Source organism: Rhizobium sp. 10N414 (assembly GCF_056394785.1).
Map to the genome: position 1 here is coordinate 67639 of NZ_JBFTIN010000024.1, position 21979 is coordinate 89617.

The window sequence follows — 21979 nt, forward strand, 5'->3', positions numbered from 1 at the left end:
TTCCGGCGTCGTGCTCATCGAAACGAACGGCGTCTGGGCACGGCCGCCACGAAATGAGGTAGGAAGACATGCAGGTTATCGAAACGCTCGCTGAAGGGCTGAAGCGCGAAATCAAGGTCGTAATCCCGGCCAAGGACATGGAAGTCAAGATGAATGAGCGTCTTGCCGACGTGAAGGACAAGGTCCGCATCAACGGCTTCCGTCCGGGCAAGGTTCCGGCCGCTCACCTCAAGAAGGTTTACGGCAAGTCCATTATGGCCGACCTCGTCAACGAGATCGTCCGCGAGCAGCCGACCGCCATCTTGGCCGAACGCGGCGAAAAGTCCGCGACGCAGCCGGAAATCGCGATGACGGAAGACAAGGACGAGGCCGAACAGATCCTCGCCGCTCAGAAGGACTTCGAGTTCACGCTGTCCTACGAAGTTCTGCCGCCGATCGAACTGAAGTCCAACAAGGGCATCAAGATCACGCGCGAAGTCGTCGACATCTCCGAAGAGGAAGTCAACGAACAGGTTCTGAAGGTCGCTGAAAGCGCCCGTTCGTACGAAACCAAGAAGGGCAAGGCCGCCAACGGCGACCGCATCACGATGGACTACGTCGGCAAGGTCGACGGCGTTGCCTTCGAGGGCGGCACCGACCAGGGCGCCGAACTCGTTCTCGGCTCCGGCCGGTTCATCCCGGGCTTTGAAGACCAGCTGGTCGGCACCAAGGCTGGTGACGAGAAGACCATCACCGTTACCTTCCCGGCTGACTACCCGGCCAAGAACCTCGCTGGCCAGGAAGCCACCTTCGACGTGTCGGTCAAGGACGTTGCTGCTCCGGCCGACGTTGAAATCAACGACGAGTTGGCCAAGAAGCTCGGCCTTGAATCGGCTGACCGTCTGAAGGAAATCGTCCGCGGCCAGATCGAGTCGCAGTACGGCTCGATGACCCGCCAGAAGGTCAAGCGTCAGATCCTCGACCAGCTCGACGAAATGTACAAGTTCGAGACCCCGGCCTCGCTCGTCGACGCCGAGTACAACGGCATCTGGAACCAGGTCGCCAACGATCTCGCTCAGTCCGGCAAGACCTTCGAAGACGAAGACACGACGGAAGAGAAGGCACGGGAAGAGTACAAAAAGCTCGCTGAGCGTCGCGTTCGCCTCGGCCTCGTTCTCTCTGAAATCGGCGAAAAGGCCGGCGTCGAAGTAAGCGAAGACGAAATGCAGCGCGCTATCTACGAGCAGCTGCGCCAGTATCCGGGCCAGGAAAAGCAGATCCTTGACTTTTTCCGCAGCCAGCCGGGTGCAGCAGCCTCGATCCGCGCTCCGATCTTCGAAGAAAAGGTCATCGACCATCTGCTGACCGAAATCGACGTCACGGACAAGAAGGTAACCAAGGAAGAACTGCTCGCCGACGAAGAAGGCGAAGCGTCCGAGAAGGAAGCCAAGAAGGCCGCTCCTAAGAAGAAGGCTGCTGCAAAGGCAGAAGCTGCTGAAGGCGAAGAAGCTGCTCCGAAGAAGAAAGCCGCTCCGAAGAAGAAGGCTTCCGAGGAAGGCGCCGAGTAATCTTCGGCCAGTTGAAATTTACGAAAGCCCCGCCTTGTGCGGGGCTTTTTCTTTCCAGGTCGCGTGCCTGCTTTTAGGCTGTCGTCCGTCCAGGTCGCACGGTATGGTTGCATTTTGAAATGATATGATGCAATCTAAGCGTTGTTGGCAGGGGAAGGATTGACGATGGCTTCCGGCGCAGACCTGACAAGGCGGATTTTCGAGGCACGGCATCGGGGGGACCTTGATGCGCTTATGTCATTCCTTGGGACAATTGCGTTTTCCGGGCAGCCGGCAGCCAGTATCTGGCGTCGCTCACCAACCCCGTTGTCGGCAGCGCTGCACTCCGCGCGACGATGCGGCAGTTCATTGACACATGGGACATGACGGCGCTGGAACTCGACATCCGTGTCGACGGAAATGTTGCACCGGTTCATCGCGTCGGCCAGATGCGTCATAGTACGACCAAGTTCGATACCGAAATCATGGACAAGATGACCTTCGAGAACGGCAAGCTGGTTGAGTGCGTGGAATTTCTCGACACACTTCAAGCTGCGTCACTACTCAATATAGCGGCGATCTCTACGGCACAAATTTAACCGGCCCGTTCTTGCGTTGGCGGCGGCGGTCGACCTCAGACTGCCGGTCGGGCCTTGTGGGCGTGGGTCAATTCCGCAACCTTGTGAATGTGGGACACAGCAGCCCGCCCGCCCGCTGTCTTCGTGAAGAGTTCAAGCGTCTCATCCTCATGGTCACCGACCGGTGTCAGTGCCTGGTCCATATAGGCTTTGGACGCTTTGTCTCGTGCGATGAAGAAGGCGCTGATTGCAAGCTTGGCAATGGTCGCACCTAGCGACAGGTGTTTGGTGACCGTCTCCCAGACGAAACGCGGCCAGAAGGTTACAGCGCTTTCGCGCGGCATATCGGGCCGCCGTTCGGAGGGATGCTTGAGACGTAGAAGGCCGCTCTGCAATGGATGCACGTTCTCCAACGGTACAGTTGTGGCGAACGACACAAGGACCTTCACGAGGCTGGCGAGCGGCACGCCCGTGGCAACGGCCCGGCGCAGCAGCGTCTTCATGTGCTCCGGCGAATAGTAGAGCGACCAGGCCTCCTGGTAGATGCCCTCCCATTCCTGCTTGCTCATCTTCGGATGCGCGGTGCAGACGTGCTCCACGTCGTAAATATTGAGATCGGCGTCCATCTCGACGCCTTTCTTCCACAAGGTCTGGTGGTCTTCCGAGCCCGGCAGTGGTGTCAGCACGAAGAATTCAATGACATCAAGAGGCAGTTCGTGCTGGATGATCGCGATGTCGCGGCGGATCGTCTCCGGCGTGTCCGCGGGGAAGCCGAGAATGTAACCGGCGAGAGTCATGATGCCCTGTGCCTTCCAGGCAAGCAGCATCTTCCGGTATTCGGTGATCTTGTTCTGGTTCTTCTTGGCCGCCGTGAGGTTGTCCGGGTTTACGTTCTCAAGCCCGATGAAGACGCGGGTGACGCCGGCACGCTTTGACTTTTCGATGAAGTTCGGGATCTTGTGGCAGAGGGTGTCCACCTGGATCATCAATCCGAGCGGAATGCCGTCCTTCTCCCTGAGTTCGATCAGGCGGTCGAAGATTGCTTCCCAATCCCTGTTGCGTGCGAAATTGTCGTCGGTGATGAAGAACTTATGGATGCCTTGCGCCCAGTTCATTCGCACCAGCTTTTCGACATCGTCGGCCGAGCGGAAACGCGACTTGCGGCCCTGCACGTTGATGATGGTGCAGAAGGAGCACTGATAGGGGCAGCCACGGCCGGCGTCAAAACTCGTGCTGAGGCCGAGCGTCTGCGCGACATTGGTTTTCGGCAGAAATGGGACGGCGGCACCTTCGATGCTGGGCAGGTCGTTCATGAAATTGTAGAGCGGCTCAAGCTTGCCGGCGGCGGCGTCCTGTAGAACGCGGTCCAACCGGCCTTCTGCCTCTCCAGCAAACATCGAGATGCCCATCTCGCGACAGGCGTCGAGGCCGACCGCCTTGCCGTCGAGCATGGCCAGGCATCCCGACACGTGAAAACCGCCCATCGAAACCGGAATTCCGGCAGCGCGGAAGGGCCGGGCAATGTCGAGCGCCCGCGGATATTGGTTCGACTGCACACCAACCAGGGCGATCATCCCGAAATTGTCGTGCTGTTCAAGCCGCTTGAGAAGTGCGGGAATGTTGACCCGGGTGTTGGTCTCGTCGATGACCGTAATCTCGATCCCGACATCGGGCCCCAATACCTTGCGTTCGGCGCAGTCGACAGCGATTCCATAGATCGCAGCCAAGGAATTCGACGGGATCATCGCCCGCCACCACCGGATTACATAGCCGTCATCGTCATAGTGCGACGGCTTGATGAGGATGAGCTGAAAGGTCCGTTCGGCAGTCTTTGGAAGATCTTGCACGGTCACTCGCTGGTAAGAGGAATCCCCGAAAATGGACGCTACCAGACACGGTGGATTATACAAGCAAAGCTTTTACCGATGCTATTCGACACAAATAAGTCAGTTGAAATGGATTTTGGACGGCGCGTAGGTATCTGTTTTCGTTCAAGAAATTATCAAATTCCAATCGGTTGCCTTTAGTCGGAGGGATTAAAGCTCCGACTTGATGTCGCCCATGCGGTTCCACGCGTCGAGGCCTGCGATCTTGTAGGCTTCTGCGAGGGTCGGGTAGTTGAAGGTGTTTTCGACGAAGTACTCGACGGTGCCCTTGAGGTTCAAGACTGCCTGGCCGATGTGAACCAACTCGGTCGCTCCTTCGCCGACGATGTGCACGCCAAGCAGCCGGCGCGTCTTCAGAGAGAAGATGAGTTTCAGAAGCCCAGTATCGAGGCCCATGATGTGGCCACGCGAAGTCTCGCGGAAACGCGCGATGCCGCATTCATAGGGGATACCGCGCTCCTTCATCTCTTCCTCGGTCAGGCCGCAGGTGGAGATCTCAGGCACGGCATAGATGCCGTAGGGAAAGTACTTTGGCGGCTCCTTCGCGACCGCGCCGATAGCAACGCGCGCAGCAATGCGGCCCTGCTCCATCGAGGTGGATGCCAGGCTCGGAAAGCCGACGACATCGCCCGCGGCATAGATGTTTGGTACGGACGTCTGGAAGGTCTCCGGATTGACCTTGAGGCGACCGCGGCTATCAGCTTCGAGCCCGGCCGCGTCCAGGTTGAGCGTGTCGGTCGCGCCCATGCGCCCGGCGGCGAACAGGACCATGTCTGTCACCAGGCGGCGACCATTGCCGAGCTTCAGTTCAACCTTGCCATTGTCGAGACGCGTCACCTTGTCGGCCTTGGTGCCGAGCAAGATCTTCATGTTGCGATCGCGCAGTTGGTAGGTGAAGTCCTCGACGATTTCCCGGTCGATGAAATCGAGCATCGTCGCCTTCGGATCGATCACGGTCACCGCGGTATCCAATGCGCTGAAGATCGTCGCGTATTCGATGCCGATGACGCCCGCGCCGATCACGACCATCGAGCGCGGCAGCTCGTCGATGTCGAGCAGTTCGTCACTGTCGAGCACCGTCTTGTTATCGAATGGGATGTCGTCCGGACGGAACGGTTTCGTGCCGACCGCAAGCAGGATGCTCGCTCCCGTGACCTTGACCACTTCCCCATCATCCTTGACGACCTCGAGTGTCGACGGGTCGAGAAAGCTTGCCTTGCCCCTGATGTGCTGCACCCGGTTTCGGGCGAACTGGTGTTCCAGCACTTCGACTTCGTGATCAAGTGTGATCAGCAGGCGGCGCCGAAGGTCATCCGCGCTGATCTCTTCCTTCACGCGATAGGATCGGCCATAGAAGCCGCGCTCACGCCATCCGGACAGATTGAGCGCCGTTTCGCGCAGCGTCTTGGAGGGGATGGTGCCGGTGTGCACCGAAACACCGCCGACGCGCTTGCCTTGCTCGATGACCAGGACCTTCTTGCCAAGCTTGGCTGCCTGGATTGCGCCGCGGCGGCCTGCCGGGCCGCTGCCCACAACAACGAGATCGTACTGGAACATTAGGCTGGCCCCGATTGGAAAGCTGGAATCATTTTGCGACGCAATATGTCGCGCGTCCACCGGGGCAGGTCAATGTTGCAAAATGCTCTAGGAGGAGAGGTCTGGATTTATTGAAGCCAAGTAGGGTTCCAGCTTCTCGAAGCTGCGGTCCATGGCGAATGCGCGAGCGAAAGGCAACCCGATATGCCCGTAGAAGATGGACATCTGTTTCTCCGCAACCCCCTGGCTCGTCTTGTCGACGCCGGCCAGATAGAGTGCGGAAGCGAGACCGGTTCGATCCGCGCCTGAGTTGCAATGGATCAACAGCGGTTTCGGCGCGTCCTTCATGACTTGGATCAATTTCATCGCTCGCTCTGGCGAAAGCTCCTTGTAGGCCGACATCGGGAAATCGATATGCTCGATGCCAAGTGTCTTTGCCTGCTCGACTTCGGCGCTCCGTACCGGGTTATTGCCTCGCAAGTTTATGATCGTCTTGATCCCATAACGCTTCGAGAAACCCGCAAGGGCTTCAGGCGATGGCTGCGATGAACGATAGACTTCGCCATCGATGACCGCGTGGAAGTTGTCCGTAACTGTCAGGTAGAGGGCGTAGCTGCCACCGGCGAGAAAAGACCCGGCGAGCAAGCACAACGCTGCTATCGCGGTGCGAGGAAATCGGCGAAAGGCGGTTGGCGTCATAAAGGTACCGGAGCAGTTTGATTGCAGCATTGTCCCTTTGCCACCTAAACCTGACGGATACCTGAAGCACTTTAGCTCCTATAGGTTTAGACTCCTATATCAGACGCAACCCTTTCAGGCTAGCGTGACCGTCCTTGCCGATGATGATGTGGTCGTGGACCGTGATGTCGAGGGGCTTTGCGGTGTCGACAATCATCTTGGTCATGTCGATATCGGCCCGCGACGGCGTGGGATTGCCGGAGGGATGATTGTGGACGAGGATCAGGGCTGTGGCCGAAAGCTCCAGCGCCCGCCGCACAACCTCGCGCGGATAGACCGGCGTATGATCGACCGTGCCCCGCCCTTGAACCTCGTCGGCGATCAATGCGCTTGTCGAGAAAGAGAATGCGGAATTGCTCGCGTGTCTCGTGAGCCATCGCGGCGTGGCAGTATTGAATCACCAACGACCAGGACGACAGCACCTGCTAGCCTCGAAGCTCGCTCTTCAGGGTCCGCTGTGCGACCGTCGAGACCAGTTTCAAATCGAGCGCCACGGCTTCGCCGATGCCCTTTACCTCCTGCAGCAGAGGCAGCGGTGCACCGAAGACGGCAGCGAGCGAGCGGAAGCGCTCGTGCAGCGCCTTGGCGATCGGCTTGGTGTCGCGCCGGGGGATCAGCCTGTACGGCAGCAGTTCGAGCAACTCGTAATCGGCGAGCTGTATCGCCATGCTGACGGAAGCGGTCGCGCAGGCGCTCGCGGTGCCCGTGGTAGTGCTCTTCCTTGCCAAGCAAGGCGGAGAGGCTGGCCTGCTTCGCCAAGGATGCCGGCTTGGCGGCCTGTTCCGCGAAAAAGGAGYGTTCGTCGCTTGCATCGCTGGTGGCGAAGGGCAGTTCGGCGTCGTTGGAATGCGAAACAGGACCCTTCGTCATCAAGCGCTCATCGGTTCAAGGGCGGGAGGCCGGGTCGGTCGAGGCCGCCTGGCGAAAGCGTGAAAATCTCGCAGCCGTCGGCAGTAACCCCGACCGTGTGTTCGTATTGCGCCGAAAGCGAGCGATCGCGCGTTACCGCAGTCCAGCCGTCCGCAAGAACCTTCACATGCGGCCGACCGAGATTGATCATCGGCTCGATCGTGAAGATCATGCCTTCCCGCAGTTCGGGCCCTTCGTTCGCGCGACCATAGTGCAGGATATTTGGGGAGTCGTGGAACAGCGCGCCGACGCCATGACCACAGAAGTCGCGCACGACGGAACAGCGCTCGGCTTCGGCATAGGTCTGAATGGCTTCCCCGATCGCGCCGGTGCGGGCGCCGGGCCGAACGGCCGATATGCCACGCAGGAGGGATTCATAGGTCACTTCAAGCAGCCGCTCAGCAGCGCGCTTGATGGTTCCGACCGGGTACATCCGGCTTGAATCGCCGTGCCAGCCTTCGACCACGTAGGTGACGTCGATGTTGACGATATCGCCTTCGCGCAGCGGTTTTGCATCCGGAATGCCATGGCAGACGACATGGTTGATCGATGTGCAGGTAGACTTTGTGTATCCGCGATAGTTGAGCGTCGCCGGAATCGCGCCGTTGTCCATGCCAAATTCGAACACGAAACGGTCGATTGCATCGGTCGCAACGCCGGGCCGCACGAACGCCGCCAGCTCATCGAGGCAACGCGCCGTCACTTGGCACGCCTTCCGCATTCCTTCGAATGCTTCGGGACCGTAGAGCCTAATTGCGCCGGTATTCTTCGATGGCGCGGAAGAGGCTTCGATATAATTCACCATTGCAGGCCCTTAGGATTGTCATTCTGGTACATAATGCAGCTATGCCGGGTTCGTCCATCGCGATCAATGGGGCGAATGCTATTTCTGCCGTGTGCGTCGTGTATCGGTGCCAAGTGGCTTTTCTGCGAGCGGCACGCGTCTTCGCCCTCACGCGATCCTCACGTCCCGCGGCTTGAGCATGCATGCATTGGACGGGGCGCTGGAAATTGCCTCGTTGAGATAAAATCATATAGCTCTTCCCAGAGACCCATTCGGCGGTTTATGTCCGCAACTCCGGTCCCTCTGCGGCCTTGCCCGAGGAAGCTTCGCTTCCCCTGGGGACCATGTGTGCCACACAGGCACGTCCGAGGCTCAACTCAACGCCGCATTCGCGCGGACGCCGCCGTCCCCGGAGGGAGACCATTTTCTGCAGACCCCTGATGCGGAAGCTCACGTCCTTCTTCCGCACCCGGCGCCGGTTCCGCCTCGCCGCAACGCCTTGTGGCGTATCCGCGACGGGACAAGGGGATGATTGCATGGGGGCGAGGTGCGGTGAAAATCGAGCGCGGTGTTATCTTTTGACTATTGATTAGGAGCGCGACGAGAACAACGAAGCGAAGGTGGACGTCGGCTTGTTCGGCATGCTCGTGACCACCACCAGCTGGCGTATCTGGCCGCGCTTGAAGGCAGCGAGGAAGCGCTTGTAGTCCTTGAAGGACACGCAACCGTTCGAGTCGCCGCGGGCGCCGAGCATGTAGGTGTGCGCAAGCAAGCCGACGCGGTTGTAGACGTAGCCTGCACCGCCGACAGGGTTCAGTCGGATCGCCTCGACGCCGTGGAAAAGGCTTTCGCGCATCGTCAGATTGTAAGTATGCGGTGGGGTCGGGCCGCGGTTCTTGGCATGCACAAAACGCGGATTGTCACGCATCTTGCCGAGGCCGGAATGGGCTTCCAGGCGTTCGCCGTTCGGAAGGTAGACGACGTTGGCCGAAATGTCGTAGACCGCGACGCCATTGCGGGCGATCGCGGGGGACAGCCCCTTCTTCACCGTCGGCATTTGATCGTCGTCATCATCGGAAGCGCCGGCATCCGGGCGCGCATAGGCAAGTACGGGTTCAGCCGGAGCACTGCGATCGTTGGGGGTAGCCCGCTTGATCAGGCCATCGGGCCGAGCCATGGGCAAGGGGATCTCGGTGTCGGTGCCGCTCAAAACGAGATCGAACGGCTGGGTTGCCCCCGGTGCAGGCTGCTCAGTCGGCGCAAGAGCCGCAATCTCGACCGGGCCGGGCTTGGTAGCGGCGGGCGGTACCTGTCCCTTGATTTCGGCCGCAGGGCTTGCTGCGAGCGCCAGCAATGCAGGTCCTTCGGCGGCTGCGACCTCCTGCTTCGACGGGATGATGATACGGTCAGTCGAGGCAACGGTCGCTGATGCCACCTCTACGGTGTCGTCCTTGGCCGGGCGCGCCGGCTGAGCGGGTGCCGCTGACGCGACAGCCGTCGCCAGCTCTCTGTTCGGAGAGGCTTCGGAGAGCGCAAGAGGTTCGGACTGCCCGACAAATGCCGCCGCAAGCGCCGCCGACGGAGCGGCTACGTGAACACCCCTTGCAAAGGCCAGTTCGGCATCGGTGCTGATGCGCAAGCGCGAGAATTTCTTGACGTGAACGAGGCGTTGCACAGGCTCGGTCTTCGCGACGCTTGCGGGGGCAAGCGCGATGTCGGCGAAGCGACCGGCGCTCGGAAGCGGGGCCGGTGCAACCATATGCATGGTCGCAAGTGTAGCGACGACCCACGCTGAAGCGGCAAACCCCGCACCGATGAGAGCTGCACCTGAAAGAAAGCGGAAAGAGTAACCGAAACGAGAAATGGACGTACCTATAGGCCTGCTATTGCTAAACACATCGACCGCAAACGCCATGAGACCCGTCTTTCACAACTCGTTACTGGGGCCGGCGGTACGAACCGATGGATATTCCTTCGCCGGGGCCGGTATAGAAGCATCAGGGCTAAATTGCGGCTCGCTAATATGTCCGGTTGATTGGCAGGATGCCGAATTATGGTAACCAATTCCTTTACGCGCTCGCTCGAGCCGTTCGAAATTGAGGGCAGGCTTTGGGCATGTCCTTGGGGCGCCGGCTTTTTGCCTGTTCCTCCTTTGTCAGGAAGTGCCGAGGAATGCGGATTCTGCTATGAATACCTCCCGTCGCGTGGCTCCACGTTGGGAGGGAAAGCCGATGTCTTCGACACAAGTGGTTCATGAAGAAATCTCGCCAGCCTTGCTGGTTGATGCGATGCTTGCATTTCGGAAAACGGCGGCGATGAAGGCAGCGATCGAATTCGATCTTTTCACAAAATTTGGCGGGCAAGCGCGCACGGCGGCGATGCTCGCGTCGGACATTGATTGCGCCGAGCGTGGGGTGCGCATTCTTTGCGACTTCCTGGTAGTTTCGGGTCTTCTGACGAAGAGCGGTGAGAGTTATGCGCCGACGCCGTCGAGCAAGGCCTTTCTGGACAGGCGTTCCCCGGCCTATATAGGTGCGGCGATCGATTTCATGGGGTCGCCGCAAATGATGTCCTTGTTCCTCGAAAATCCTGCCGCCTACGTCCGCAACGGAGGCTCCGTCGGCTTGGCCAACGTGGAGCCGGACAACCCTATTTGGGTCAAGTTTGCGAGGGGCATGTTTGGGCTTAACACAGCGAGCGCGAAAGCTGTGGCATCTGACGTTGCGACATGGTCAAAGCTGCCAAGCAAGGTGCTGGACGTTGCCGCCGGTCCTGGTGCCTTCGGTATAGAAATCGCCAAGGTGGCGCCATCTGCCAGCGTGGTTGCTATCGATTGGAAGCCGGTTCTTGCGGTGACCGAGGAAAATGCAACGAATGCAGGAGTAGCGGGGCGCTTCAGCTTCCGGCCCGGCAGTGCCTTCGAGGTTGATTGGGGCAGTGGCTATGATCTCATCCTGCTGCCGAATTTCCTTCATCACTTTGACGCCGAAGGCTGCGTCATGCTCCTGAAAAAGGCGCGAGCAAGTCTGGCAGCAGGAGGCCGCGTTGCGATCGTCGAGTTCGTTCCGAACGAGGATCGGGTGTCGCCCGAGTTCCCGGCTGCTTTCGCCATGGTCATGCTGGCCACGACACCGAAGGGAGACGCCTACACGGAGCGGGAACTGGCCGATATGGCCAAGTCGGCTGGTTTTCAGGAGTTCGTTTCCCGACCGCTGCCCCCGTCACCTGCCAGTCTGATCTTCCTGGAGTGATGAAGCCGAGCAGGGGCGTCGCTCTTAGGCTCGCTCCATCACGTAGCTTCCCGGCGCCTCCTCGATGGCGTTGAGCGCGGTGCCTCCCGGTTTCCGGGCGGGCACGCGCTTGTTGTCCTTCGCCTCGATCCAGGCTTGCCAGTGTGGCCACCACGAGCCGGCGTTCTCAGCCGCTTTGGTAAGCCACGTCTCATAGTCGCCGGTTACGCCGCCGCCGGTCCAGTATTGGTATTTCTTCTTGTCCGGGGGATTGACGACGCCCGCTATGTGGCCAGAGCCTGCCAGCACGAAATCGACCTTGCCGCCGAAGAACTGGCTGCCGAGAAACACCGATTTTGCAGGCGCGATATGATCTTCGCGGGTGGCGAGATTGTAGATCGGGATCTTGACGTCCTTCAGCGACAGCTTCTGACCGTCCAGGATCATCTCGTTCGCCGTCAGCGCGTTCCTGAGGTAGCAATTACGCAGATAGAAGGCGTGGTTTGCCGCCGCCATGCGGGTGGAATCGGCATTCCAGAACAGAAGGTCGAAGGGCATCGGTTCCTGGCCCTTCAGATAGTTGTTGACGAAATAGGGCCAGATCAGTTCGGAAGCCCGCAGCATATTGAAGGCGGTCGCCATCTTTGAGCCGTCGAGGTAGCCGATCTCCTCCATGTGGGCTTCAAGCCGGCCCAATTGCTCCTCGTCGACGAAGACCTTGAGGTCGCCGGCGTGGGTGAAATCGACCTGTGTCGTGAAGAGGGTAGCGGTCTTGATCCGCTTGTTCTTTTCCTTGGCGTGCAACGCTAGCGTTGCCGCAAGCAGCGTGCCTCCGACGCAGTAGCCGACAGCGTTCGCTTCCTTCTCACCCGTCGCCCTCTCGATGGTGTCGAGGGCAAAGTCGATGCCTTCGCGCGCATAGGCGGCCCAATCCTTTTGCGCATGCCGCGCGTCCGGATTGACCCAGGAGATCACGAAAACGGTCTGGCCCTGGTCGACGCACCATTTGATGAATGATTTCTGTGGGTTGAGGTCCAGGATATAGAATTTGTTGATCCACGGCGGGCAGATGAGGAGAGGGCGCTTCAGCACCGTCTCTGTCGTCGGCTCGTACTGGATGATCTGGCAGATCTCGTTCTGTGCGATCACCTTGCCCGCGGTCAGCGCCATGTCGCGACCGACGGCGAATTTGGTCATGTCGGTCTGGCGAAGCCTCAGGTCGCCTTGGCCCGCCACGATATCCTCGGTAAGCATCTTCATCCCGCGCACCAGGTTCTCGCCGCTGGTCGCGATCGTTTCGCGGTAAAGCTGCGGATTGGTGGCAACGAAGTTGGTCGGCGAGAGGGCGGCCGTGATCTGCTTCACATAGAAACCGGCCTTGTGCTTCGTGTGCTCGTCGAGCCCGTCGGTTTCGGCGACCATCTTCTCCGCCCAATCGGCGGTGATGAGGTAAACCTGCTTCAGGAACTCGAAGAACGGGTTCTTCTGCCAGTCTTCATCGGCAAAGCGCTTGTCGTTGCGCTCCGGTTCCGCCGCCGGCGTTTCGCCCTGCATGCGTTGCATTGAGCGCATCCAGATACCGAAGTAGCTGCTCATCAATTGGGTCTGCGCTTCGAAGGTGCGGCGCGGATCTGAGATCCAGTATTCGGTGACTTTGGAGAGCGTCTTGACCATGTCGGTCACCGGTTCCGCTGCATTTTCTGCGATCTCGCCACGTTCGCGTGGCGCAAGCCAGGCCGTGGCCGCCTTGCCGAGATTCTCCAGTGCACGGGCGAAGTTGACCGCCATCGCCTCGGGATCTTTCATCAGGTACGGATCCAGGTCCTTCGCATCGAATCCCCGGCTCTTTGCCTTGTCGCCGTCTTGCTGCTTGCTGTCGGTCACGTGTCTCCTCCGGCGGCGGCATGTTCCTGCAAATTGAGTTGTACATCTGGAAAGATCTATAAAACAAGTTCCGCTGACGCACGCTCGTGCTATTGCTTTGTGGCGGCGACGAATCTAACAGTCGAAGCACCTCAGGATTTGGGACCTCTGGCAAATGACGAGAATTGGCATCCGCACCATCGCAAACATGACCCGTATCGCGCTCATCGGCGCCGCCGCGGCCATGGCGCTTGCCGGATGCATGCAGACGCCCGAGGAAAAGGCCGCCTTCGCGGCAAGGCAAGCGGCCCCGACGCCCGTGGTCATGAGCGCGACAAAGGGTGAAGAGCCGACCGAGAGCGGCCTGTCTCATTACAAGGACGGCTATCCGGGATTCGGGGCACCGCTCACGGCCGCAAACGTTCAAATGAGCGACGACGAGGCTGGCGGGGTTCAGAAGCAATTGACGGCGCTTGCCGCCCAGCGCAAGGCCGGTACGATCTCGGAAGCCGAGTACCAGCGTCGCGTCGCGGAATTTCGAAAGCTAGCGGCCGAGCACGGCGCCGAGACGCTCTCAGAAATCGCCAATTAGGCCTTGCCTTCGCTGCAATTTGGAAGCAAAGCCTTCCATCTGTGGCGGAAGATGAATTTTTCCCGATAATGCACGGCCTGCGCGGCTTTCCGTCAAAGAAATGCCGTGCGACGCAAGTCTGATGAATACGGCGTTGGTGATTCTGAAGTTCGTATCGCGAACAGCCGGGAATTTAGGACGAACTTCGAGCGCGGCCGCGGTGGCCGCATTTCCGTGGGGAAAGAAATGGAAGAGTTTCACAAAGTCCGGCGTTTGCCGCCTTACGTTTTCGAACAGGTCAACCGTTTGAAAGCAAGCGCGCGAGCGGGCGGGGCCGATATCATCGATCTCGGCATGGGAAACCCTGACCTTCCGACCCCGAAAGCGATCGTCGACAAGCTCTGCGAAGTCGTCCAGGACCCGCGCACACATCGTTATTCGTCCTCCAAGGGCATTCCCGGCCTTCGCCGGGCGCAGGCTGCCTATTATGCGCGCCGCTTTGGCGTGAAGCTCAATCCTGACACGCAGGTCGTCGCGACGCTGGGCTCCAAGGAAGGCTTCGCCAACATGGCGCAGGCAATCACCGCGCCGGGCGACGTCATCCTCTGCCCGAACCCGACCTATCCGATTCACGCCTTCGGCTTCCTGATGGCCGGTGGCGTCATCCGCTCGATGTCGGTCGAGCCGGACGAGAGCTTCTTCCCGCCGCTGGAGCGCGCCGTTCGCCATTCGATTCCGAAGCCGCTGGCGCTGATCCTCAACTATCCGTCCAACCCGACGGCTTTTGTGGCGACGCTGGACTTCTACAAGGACGTCATCGCGTTCGCGAAGAAGCACGATATCATCGTCTTATCCGACCTTGCCTATTCGGAAATCTACTTCGAGGGCGAGCCGCCTCCGTCGGTTCTCGAGGTTCCGGGTGCGATGGATGTGACGGTCGAGTTCACCTCGATGTCGAAGACCTTCTCGATGCCCGGCTGGCGCATGGGCTTTGCCGTCGGCAACGAGCGTCTGATCGCCGCGCTCACACGCGTCAAATCCTACCTCGACTACGGCGCGTTCACGCCGATCCAGGTAGCGGCAACGCACGCGCTGAACGGCGACGGCTCTGATATCGCGGAAGTCCGCAACGTCTACAAGCGCCGCCGCGACGTCATGGTCGATACTTTCGGCAAGGCCGGCTTTGAAGTGCCGCCGCCGGCAGCGACGATGTTTGCCTGGGCCAAGATCCCGGAAAAGTTCCGTCACCTCGGTTCGCTGGAATTCTCCAAGCTGCTCGTCGAGAAAGCCGACGTGGCTGTCGCGCCAGGCATCGGTTTCGGCGAAATGGGCGACGACTACGTGCGCCTGGCGCTCGTCGAGAACGAGCACCGCATTCGTCAGGCAGCCCGCAACATCAAGAAGTTCATGTCGACGGCAGACGAGACGATGCACAACGTCATCTCGCTCAACGCACATCGCTGATATAATCCCTCAACGGCAGCTGCTTCCGGCGGCTGCCCTTCATGACACATTTCAGGATCGATCCATGGCAGATGCCCTCAAAATCGGCATTGCGGGCTTAGGTACCGTTGGTGCTTCGCTTGTCCGTATCATTCAGCAGCGCAGCAACGAGCTGGCCGCAACGTGCGGACGCTCGATCCTGATTACGGGTGTTTCCGCCCGCGACAAGACCAAGGACCGCGGCATCGACGTCGGCGGCATCGAGTGGTTCGACCGGCCGGAAGATCTGGCGGAGAAGGGCGACATCGACGTTTTCGTCGAACTCATGGGCGGCGTCGGTGGATCGGCAAACAGCTCCGTACGCGCTGCTCTACAGCGCGGTCTCCATGTGGTGACAGCAAACAAGGCGCTGCTTGCCTACCACGGCGTCGAACTGGCGACGATCGCGGAAGAGAAGGGCGCGTTGCTGAACTTCGAAGCAGCGGTTGCCGGCGGCATTCCCGTCATCAAGGCGCTGCGCGAATCGCTGACGGGCAATACGATCTCCCGCATCTACGGGATCATGAACGGCACCTGCAATTACATCCTGACGAAGATGGAAAAGGAAGGCCTGTCCTTCGCCGACTGCCTGAAGGAGGCACAGCGCCTCGGCTATGCAGAAGCCGATCCCGCCTTCGACATCGAAGGCAACGACACCGCCCACAAGCTCTCGATTCTCACGACGCTCGCCTTCGGAAACCAGATCGCGGCCGACGATATCTATCTCGAAGGCATCACCAACATCTCGATCGAGGACATCCACGCTGCCGCCGATCTCGGCTACCGCATCAAGCTGCTCGGCGTTGCACAGCGGACCGATACCGGCATCGAACAGCGCGTCCATCCGACGATGGTGCCCGTCGATTCCGTGATTGCACAGGTCGACGGCGTGACCAATGCCGTGGCGATCGAGTCCGATGTTCTCGGTGAGTTGCTGATGGTCGGGCCCGGCGCCGGCGGCAATGCGACGGCTTCGTCTGTTCTCGGTGACATCGCGGACATCGCAAAAAGCCGACCTGGCGCCCAGCGCGTGCCCGTTCTCGGCCATCCCGCCAAATCGCTCGAGCCCTACCGCAAGGCTCAGATGCGAAGCCACGAAGGTGGATATTTCATTCGCCTGACCGTGCTCGACCGCACGGGCGTGTTTGCAAGCGTCGCGACCCACATGGCGGAAAACCATATTTCGCTGGAATCGATCGTCCAGCGCTCGAAGCAGCACCTTGCGCCGTCGCATCACCAGACGATCATCATGGTGACTCACGCGACAACAGAGGACTGCGTTCGCAAGGCGGTCGCCGCAATCAAGGGCGAGGGCTATCATGTGGGTGAACCGCAGGTGATCCGCATCGAGCGGCCGAAGGAAGACTGAGTCTCCCCCGCTCCCAGAAGATCGATGTTGCCGAAGGTGCCGCGGTAGATCAGCCGCGCGCATCCACAGCTAACGTCGAGTGTCTCGTCCAAAACCGTTGTGCGGCCGGGCCAAGCCGCATAAAGCTGCCGATATCACTCCCGGTCCCGGGGTGGTGACAAGCGACGAGGGCAGCAGGCGATATGGAGATTCCGGCCGATCCGGTACAACGTGCGTTTCTGGGCGTGGAGAGGTCCGTACTGGACAACCGCTGGATATCGCGACTGGATCAGGCCGGCCAAAACCGGGCGCTTGCGATGTCTCAGGTGCACGGGCTGCCTGAACTTATCGCGCGCGTCCTCGCCGGACGCGGTGTCACCGTCGACGAGGCGCTGGAGTTTCTTGATCCGACGCTCCGCAACCTGATGCCGGACCCCTACACCCTGACGGATTGTGAGAAGGCGGCCAAGCGGCTCGCCGAGGCCATCCGCAACCAGGAACAGGTCGCGATTTTCGGCGACTACGACGTCGACGGCGCGTCCTCGTCGGCGCTTATGTTCCGCTTTCTCAAGCACTTCGGCGTCAGAGCTGAGATCTATATCCCGGATCGCATTTTCGAGGGCTATGGGCCTAACGCTGCGGCAATCGGCAGTTTGATCGACAACGGTGCACGGCTGATCGTCACCGTCGACTGTGGGTCGACCAGCCATGATGCCCTGGCCGAGGCAGCGAGGCGCAATATCGATGTGGTGGTGATCGATCACCACCAGGTGACACACGATCTGCCGCCGTGCCACGCGCTGGTCAATCCGAACCGGGAGGACGATCTCTCCGGGCAGGGACATCTCTGCGCGGCGGGCGTCGTGTTCCTCGTCCTCGTCGCGACGCTAAGGCTGTTGCGGGAAGCAGGAAACCCGCGCGTACGGTCGATCGACCTGCTGCAATGGCTCGATATCGTCGCGCTTGCGACCGTCTGTGATGTCGTGCCGCTGAAGGGTCTGAACCGTGCCTACGTCGTCAAGGGGCTGATCGCCGCCCGCCACCAGGGCAATGCGGGCCTGTCTGCTCTCTTTCGCAAGGCGGGTCTTGCTGGACCGGTGACGCCCTATCACTTCGGCTTCCTGATTGGGCCGCGCATCAATGCCGGTGGTCGCATCGGCGACGCGGCACTCGGGAGCCGCCTGCTCACCCTGGACGACACGAGCGCGGCCGACGCCATCGCCATGCAGCTGGATGAGCTCAACCGCGACAGGCAGGCGATGGAAGCGGCGATGCTGCTGGAAGCGGAGGCCGAGGCACTGGCGGAATATGGGGACGGCGAGGGCGCCTCGGTCATCGTCACTGCCCACGAAAAGTGGCACCCCGGGATCGTCGGCCTGATTGCCGCCCGTCTCAAGGAGCGCTTCAAGCGCCCGGCCTTTGCCATTGCTTTCGATCCATCCGGCAAAGGCACCGGCTCGGGTCGCTCCATCAACGGCTTCGACATGGGCAAGATGGTGCGCGCGGCTGTGGACGATGGCCTGCTGGTCAAGGGCGGCGGCCACGCGATGGCTGCCGGTCTCACCGTTGAGCGCGACAAGCTCGGCCGCTTGCGCAGCTTCTTTGCCGAGCGAGCCGAAAAGACGGTTGCCGCACTCGTCGCCAACGAGAAGCTGAAGATCGACGGCGCGATTGCCGCCAGCGGCGCGACGCTCGATCTGATCGACCGCCTCGAGACGGCCGGGCCTTACGGCTCGGGGCATTCACAGCCGCTCTTTGCTGTTCCCGCCCATCGGCTTCGCGATTCTCGTTTGGTTGGCGAGAAGCACGTGAAGGTGACGCTCGAAGCCATGGACGGCACCCGCCTTGATGGGATCGCCTTCCGGGCCGCCGATACGCAGCTCGGCAACCTGCTGCTGAATTCGAGGGGCGCCAACCTCCATGTTGCAGGCTCGCTTGGCGCGGACCACTACCAGGGTGTACGACGCATCCAGCTACGCGTCCAGGACGCCGCTCCGGCGCGGTGAGTGCACATGGCTATCCAGTGAAGGCTCGCCAGTGGCGGCAATTGCGGCTGCCTCGAACTGTTCCCAAAGACTGTCAACCGCGTCCTTGCCATTGGCAAAGTCCGCTTGGATGGCGACGGATTTTGCGCCAAGCGCTGCGGCACGGCCGATGCCACTCGAACTGCCAGTCACGAGGGCAACTTTGGTCGCCAATTTTCCAGACATAAGTCTCTCCGATGCAATTTTTATAGCGACCGATATATTGTGCGGAAAATCCGTCCTTTAATAGTTTTATAGGGACCAATATAAGAATAAATGAACCAGTCTGGAGACGTGGCAGGGCTCCTGCTCCCGGCATACCGCTTGACGAGGTCGCCAAGATCGACGTGACGACATTTCTGTTCAAGCATACCGTTTTTTCGGGAAAGGCGACGTCAGTCATGGGTGATCCGTTGAACGCTGTCGCCTGGCCCGCTGCTGAGCTTGCAGCAAAGGGCCGCCAGCCCGAGCCGAACGACGTGGTCGCAACTGGTTCGTGCTCGAAAATTCTTCAGGTTTGGGCAGGCCAGCATCTCGCAGCCGCTTCGGTCCGCTTGGTCAAATCGAGTGCGTCTTTACCTGACGCTCATCGAGGGCTCGCGCCGCGCTTAATGTGAAAAATCAAATCGAACGCTATCTTAAGCGCATCACGCGGCTCGGGGGCACTCAGGGTCCAGGCTACCAATGCGTAGTTGATTTTCTGGGAGTGACTCTCCATCGCTGTTTTCAGCCCTTTGCAAACGGCGTTATCAGAGAAGTGTCGGTTCTGAGCATCAAATGCGTGCAGTCTTGCCCGCTTTCTCGATGCGCGCGACAGCCAAGAAGTAGGCTCGCTCAATGTGCCAGGGTCACGCAATAGCGATGCTCCGACGAGAGGTTCCTCTGCGTTGCGGAGCGCCGCTTCGCCGTAACGCAGCAGAAGATCAGCCGTCATCTTAGGTGACCCATGGGCTGCTCCATTCTGCTGCTAGGTAGATGGCGGGGAGGGTTCGAACCATATGATGTCCGAGCCCCAAGCTATAGCAGGTGGCTGATTCCCAGACATTCGCTTTAACAAAAGCAGTTTATAATCCGCTTGCCCCCGAAACTCGGAATAATTATCGAATTTCCGCAAGCGGGTATCTAAACAACTGATTTTTAAGGGAAAACGATGGCACGCCCTAGGGGAGTCGAACCCCTCTTCCCAGAATGAAAATCTGGTGTCCTAACCGATAGACGAAGGGCGCTTCCTTCGTGGTGGCGCCCTTATAGTCAGGCACTTTGAATCCCGCAAGCGGCAAAACCAGAAAAAATCACAATCGCGCGATTTTTTCTCTCCCTTGAACCTCCTGCGCCTAGGAAAATCTGTCTATCCTTTTGATATTTCTCTGTTATTTCTATATTCACAAGCTCTTCTCAGCATGTGGAAAGTTTCAGGTGACGCGGCGGGCCATGGCCAAGCGCGCCGCACCTCGCCTCACGCGCGCACCTCGAAGACCATGTTGAAGGGTGTTTCCGTGGCGCGGCGGAAATGCTTGAAGCCGGCATCGAGGGCGACCTTACGCAGCTTGGTTTCCCCGGCCTGCGCGCCGAGTCCGAGGCCGACCTCCTGAGAGAGCGATGCCGGCGTGCAGATCATCGTCGACGCGCCGTAGTAGACGCGGCCGACCGGATTGAGATTGTCCTTCAGGCAGTCGTGGGCGAAGGGCTCGACGACCATCCAGGTCCCATCGGCCGAGAGCGATTCCTTGACATGCTTGCCGGCACCGACCGGATCCCCCATGTCGTGGAGGCAGTCGAACATGGCGATGAGATCGTAGTTCCCCTCCGGAAAGCCGGCGGCGGGCGCCTGTTGGAATGTGACGCGATCTGAGACGCCGGCCTCCTTGGCGGCAGCCTTCGCCCGCTCGATCGACGGGGCGTGATAGTCGAAGCCAAAGAACGTCGAGGCAGGATAGGCCTTAGCCATCAGGATCGTCGAAGCGCCGTGGCCGCAGCCGACATCAGCGACCTTGGCGCCGGCTTTGAGGCGGGCGTCGACGCCCTGGAGCGCCGGAATCCACTCAGCAACCAGATTGTTGTTGTAGCCGGTCCGGAAGAAACGCTCCGTGCCGCGGAAAAGGCAGGCGCTGTGTTCGTGCCATCCCACACCCTTGCCGGTGCGGAAGGCGTCAGCCACCTTCGGTTCGTCCGTCCACATGGCCTGCACGACCTGAAAGGCGCCAGCAAAGAAGGCTGGGCTGTCTTCCTCGGCAAAGACCATGGCCTGCTCTGGCGTCAGATGAAAGCGATCGTTCTTCTCGTCATAGCTGACGTAGTCGGCAGCTGCGAGGGCGGACAGCCACTCCCTGATATAACGTTCCTTGATACCTGTTTTCTTCGACAGTTCGGAAGAGTTGCGCGGCTTGCCGTCGGCCATGGCCTTGAACAGGCCGAGGTCATCGCCCAGCACCACCAGCGCTCCGGAGACGGCCGCGCCAACATCGCCGATCAACCTGCCGACGAGTGCATCTACTTTCTGCATGTCAGGTTCGCGCATGTCTTCCTCCCTCGGAAGTGCAGGAAAAGCCAGCCCGGCCGGCACTATACCACCGTCGGCGTTTTGCCGCTAAGCAAACGCCTGCTGCATCGCGGGGATGTTATCCCGTCAGCGGAGCTCGACGGTTGCCCTGAACAAATCTAACGTACTGGTTGCGCCAATTGTCGCGTTGACAAGAAAATTGGCCAGCCTGATAGTTTGATTGCCCCTGGAGGCCTGGAGGAAAGATCATGATCAAGCAGTTGACTATTCTTGCGTCCGTTTCCCTGCTCGGGGCGTTGGCGTTTGCGACGCCGTCCTCGGCGCTGACCATGAAGGAATGCAGCGCGAAGTATAAATCGGCCCAGGCTGACGGATCTGCGAAGAACATGAAGTGGAACGATTTCCGCAAGGCGCAGTGCGGTCCGGATGCGACGGCCGAACCCGATGTCACCCTCAACAGTGGCGAAGAACCGGACAAGCCGACGATGACGGCGCCCAAGGGCGTGTCGTTCCCGACAGCAATTTCACCGAAATACGCCAAGGAAACGCCCGGAAAGGGCCGGATGCATACCTGCGTCGACGCCTACCATCAGAACAAGGATGCGAACACGCTTAATGGCCTGAAGTGGATCCAGAAGGGCGGCGGCTTCTACAGCCTCTGCAATGCCAAGCTGAAGACCTGATCGCTCTCAGGCTCGCCTCGGAAGGCCCCGTCATCGGGGCCTTTTGTTTGTGATGTTATGGCGACGGGTGTGAACCGCCAGAAGTGCCCCGAAACGAAAAGGCCGCCGGAAAAATCCGACGGCCTTGAATTCGTTGTTCGCCAATCGACCTAGTGCAGGATCTGGCTGAGGAACAGTTTGGTGCGTTCGTGCTGCGGATTGTCGAAGAACTCGGCCGGCGAATTCTGCTCGACGATCTGCCCCTGGTCCATGAAGATGACGCGGTTGGCGACCTGACGCGCAAAGCCCATTTCGTGCGTCACGCAGAGCATCGTCATGCCT

At 59.9% G+C, this 21979-nt stretch carries 16 protein-coding genes, 1 tRNA gene and 2 pseudogenes; 8 read left to right on the forward strand and 11 right to left on the reverse strand.

Annotation, left to right across the window (positions count from 1 at the left end):
- Positions 1 to 68: 68 nt before the first annotated feature.
- Both tig and AC1DE4_RS20625 read left to right on the forward strand, forming a co-directional pair.
- Entirely contained in the window at positions 69 to 1547 is a 1479-nt protein-coding gene (tig, locus tag AC1DE4_RS20620; protein WP_025659066.1) for a trigger factor, read from the forward strand.
- Positions 1548 to 1882: 335 nt separating this feature from the next.
- Entirely contained in the window at positions 1883 to 2125 is a 243-nt protein-coding gene (locus AC1DE4_RS20625) for a nuclear transport factor 2-like protein (protein ID WP_245271639.1), read from the forward strand.
- A 35-nt stretch (positions 2126 to 2160) separates the two neighbouring features.
- Here the strand turns inward: AC1DE4_RS20625 and AC1DE4_RS20630 are convergent, their stop codons facing one another.
- The 6 genes and pseudogenes from AC1DE4_RS20630 to AC1DE4_RS20655 form a co-directional block, all read right to left on the reverse strand.
- Positions 2161 to 3957, reverse strand: coding sequence for a B12-binding domain-containing radical SAM protein (locus AC1DE4_RS20630; protein WP_037215166.1), 1797 nt, complete (start codon positions 3955 to 3957; stop codon positions 2161 to 2163).
- Positions 3958 to 4140: 183 nt separating this feature from the next.
- Positions 4141 to 5547 carry a Si-specific NAD(P)(+) transhydrogenase gene (sthA, locus tag AC1DE4_RS20635; protein WP_025659064.1) on the reverse strand — a complete coding sequence of 469 codons (1407 nt, stop codon included), beginning with the start codon at positions 5545 to 5547 and terminating at the stop codon, positions 4141 to 4143.
- A gap of 87 nt (positions 5548 to 5634) precedes the next feature.
- Positions 5635 to 6255 (reverse strand): dual specificity protein phosphatase family protein, encoded by a 621-nt coding sequence (locus AC1DE4_RS20640; RefSeq protein WP_025659063.1) that lies wholly within the window; start codon positions 6253 to 6255, stop codon positions 5635 to 5637.
- Between the two features lie 64 nt (positions 6256 to 6319).
- Positions 6320 to 7134, reverse strand: a pseudogene (gene radC / locus AC1DE4_RS20645) (RadC family protein).
- 7 nt (positions 7135 to 7141) lie between these two features.
- On the reverse strand, positions 7142 to 7978 hold the full coding sequence (gene map / locus AC1DE4_RS20650; protein ID WP_018859953.1) for a type I methionyl aminopeptidase: 837 nt from the start codon (positions 7976 to 7978) through the stop codon (positions 7142 to 7144).
- 568 nt (positions 7979 to 8546) lie between these two features.
- A complete protein-coding gene (locus AC1DE4_RS20655; protein WP_477882717.1) occupies positions 8547 to 9872 on the reverse strand; it encodes a DUF2778 domain-containing protein in 1326 nt (441 codons plus the stop codon).
- A gap of 316 nt (positions 9873 to 10188) precedes the next feature.
- Here AC1DE4_RS20655 and AC1DE4_RS20660 point away from each other — a divergent pair, with 316 nt between their 5' ends.
- Positions 10189 to 11208: a methyltransferase gene (locus AC1DE4_RS20660; RefSeq protein WP_112641384.1), complete on the forward strand. Its 1020-nt coding sequence runs from the start codon at positions 10189 to 10191 to the stop codon at positions 11206 to 11208.
- Positions 11209 to 11232: 24 nt separating this feature from the next.
- Here the strand turns inward: AC1DE4_RS20660 and phaC are convergent, their stop codons facing one another.
- Positions 11233 to 13071: a class I poly(R)-hydroxyalkanoic acid synthase gene (gene phaC, locus AC1DE4_RS20665; RefSeq protein WP_112641381.1), complete on the reverse strand. Its 1839-nt coding sequence runs from the start codon at positions 13069 to 13071 to the stop codon at positions 11233 to 11235.
- A gap of 154 nt (positions 13072 to 13225) precedes the next feature.
- On the opposite strand from phaC, the gene AC1DE4_RS20670 reads away from it, so the two are divergent.
- From AC1DE4_RS20670 to recJ, 4 genes are all read left to right on the forward strand, one after another.
- Positions 13226 to 13642: a gas vesicle protein GvpG gene (locus AC1DE4_RS20670; RefSeq protein ID WP_018859949.1), complete on the forward strand. Its 417-nt coding sequence runs from the start codon at positions 13226 to 13228 to the stop codon at positions 13640 to 13642.
- A gap of 225 nt (positions 13643 to 13867) precedes the next feature.
- Positions 13868 to 15085, forward strand: a complete 1218-nt coding sequence (locus tag AC1DE4_RS20675) for an LL-diaminopimelate aminotransferase (RefSeq protein ID WP_007532313.1) — start codon at positions 13868 to 13870, stop codon at positions 15083 to 15085.
- Positions 15086 to 15149: 64 nt separating this feature from the next.
- Positions 15150 to 16472, forward strand: coding sequence for a homoserine dehydrogenase (locus AC1DE4_RS20680; RefSeq protein ID WP_112641378.1), 1323 nt, complete (start codon positions 15150 to 15152; stop codon positions 16470 to 16472).
- A gap of 182 nt (positions 16473 to 16654) precedes the next feature.
- Positions 16655 to 18457 carry a single-stranded-DNA-specific exonuclease RecJ gene (gene recJ / locus AC1DE4_RS20685; RefSeq protein WP_112641375.1) on the forward strand — a complete coding sequence of 601 codons (1803 nt, stop codon included), beginning with the start codon at positions 16655 to 16657 and terminating at the stop codon, positions 18455 to 18457.
- Here recJ and AC1DE4_RS20690 read toward each other — a convergent pair.
- The 3 genes from AC1DE4_RS20690 to AC1DE4_RS20700 form a co-directional block, all read right to left on the reverse strand.
- A complete protein-coding gene (locus AC1DE4_RS20690) occupies positions 18425 to 18661 on the reverse strand; it encodes an SDR family oxidoreductase (protein WP_112641372.1) in 237 nt (78 codons plus the stop codon). The genes recJ and AC1DE4_RS20690 overlap by 33 nt on opposite strands.
- Before the next feature lie 965 nt (positions 18662 to 19626).
- A tRNA-Glu gene (locus tag AC1DE4_RS20695) sits at positions 19627 to 19701 on the reverse strand.
- 230 nt (positions 19702 to 19931) lie between these two features.
- Complete coding sequence (locus AC1DE4_RS20700) at positions 19932 to 20993, reverse strand: methyltransferase domain-containing protein (protein WP_112641366.1); 1062 nt, start codon at positions 20991 to 20993, stop codon at positions 19932 to 19934.
- Positions 20994 to 21223: 230 nt separating this feature from the next.
- Between AC1DE4_RS20700 and AC1DE4_RS20705 the strand changes: the two genes are divergently transcribed.
- Positions 21224 to 21658, forward strand: coding sequence for a hypothetical protein (locus AC1DE4_RS20705; protein ID WP_018859943.1), 435 nt, complete (start codon positions 21224 to 21226; stop codon positions 21656 to 21658).
- Positions 21659 to 21807: 149 nt separating this feature from the next.
- Here AC1DE4_RS20705 and AC1DE4_RS20710 read toward each other — a convergent pair.
- Positions 21808 to 21979 (reverse strand): annotated as a pseudogene (locus tag AC1DE4_RS20710) (amino acid ABC transporter ATP-binding protein); the annotation flags it as partial.

What these genes read in the sequence shown, in the direction of transcription:
- map (WP_018859953.1), bottom strand. Translation starts at nt 7,978, where the DNA reads ATGGTGAATTATATCGAAGCCTCTTCCGCGCCATCGAAGAATACCGGC.
- AC1DE4_RS20675 (WP_007532313.1), top strand. Translation starts at nt 13,868, where the DNA reads ATGGAAGAGTTTCACAAAGTCCGGCGTTTGCCGCCTTACGTTTTCGAA.
- AC1DE4_RS20700 (WP_112641366.1), bottom strand. Translation starts at nt 20,993, where the DNA reads ATGCGCGAACCTGACATGCAGAAAGTAGATGCACTCGTCGGCAGGTTG.
- AC1DE4_RS20655 (WP_477882717.1), bottom strand. Translation starts at nt 9,872, where the DNA reads ATGGCGTTTGCGGTCGATGTGTTTAGCAATAGCAGGCCTATAGGTACG.
- sthA (WP_025659064.1), bottom strand. Translation starts at nt 5,547, where the DNA reads ATGTTCCAGTACGATCTCGTTGTTGTGGGCAGCGGCCCGGCAGGCCGC.
- AC1DE4_RS20670 (WP_018859949.1), top strand. Translation starts at nt 13,226, where the DNA reads ATGACGAGAATTGGCATCCGCACCATCGCAAACATGACCCGTATCGCG.
- AC1DE4_RS20680 (WP_112641378.1), top strand. Translation starts at nt 15,150, where the DNA reads ATGGCAGATGCCCTCAAAATCGGCATTGCGGGCTTAGGTACCGTTGGT.
- AC1DE4_RS20640 (WP_025659063.1), bottom strand. Translation starts at nt 6,255, where the DNA reads ATGCTGCAATCAAACTGCTCCGGTACCTTTATGACGCCAACCGCCTTT.
- AC1DE4_RS20625 (WP_245271639.1), top strand. Translation starts at nt 1,883, where the DNA reads ATGCGGCAGTTCATTGACACATGGGACATGACGGCGCTGGAACTCGAC.
- AC1DE4_RS20690 (WP_112641372.1), bottom strand. Translation starts at nt 18,661, where the DNA reads ATGTCTGGAAAATTGGCGACCAAAGTTGCCCTCGTGACTGGCAGTTCG.
- AC1DE4_RS20660 (WP_112641384.1), top strand. Translation starts at nt 10,189, where the DNA reads ATGTCTTCGACACAAGTGGTTCATGAAGAAATCTCGCCAGCCTTGCTG.
- recJ (WP_112641375.1), top strand. Translation starts at nt 16,655, where the DNA reads ATGGAGATTCCGGCCGATCCGGTACAACGTGCGTTTCTGGGCGTGGAG.
- AC1DE4_RS20705 (WP_018859943.1), top strand. Translation starts at nt 21,224, where the DNA reads ATGATCAAGCAGTTGACTATTCTTGCGTCCGTTTCCCTGCTCGGGGCG.
- tig (WP_025659066.1), top strand. Translation starts at nt 69, where the DNA reads ATGCAGGTTATCGAAACGCTCGCTGAAGGGCTGAAGCGCGAAATCAAG.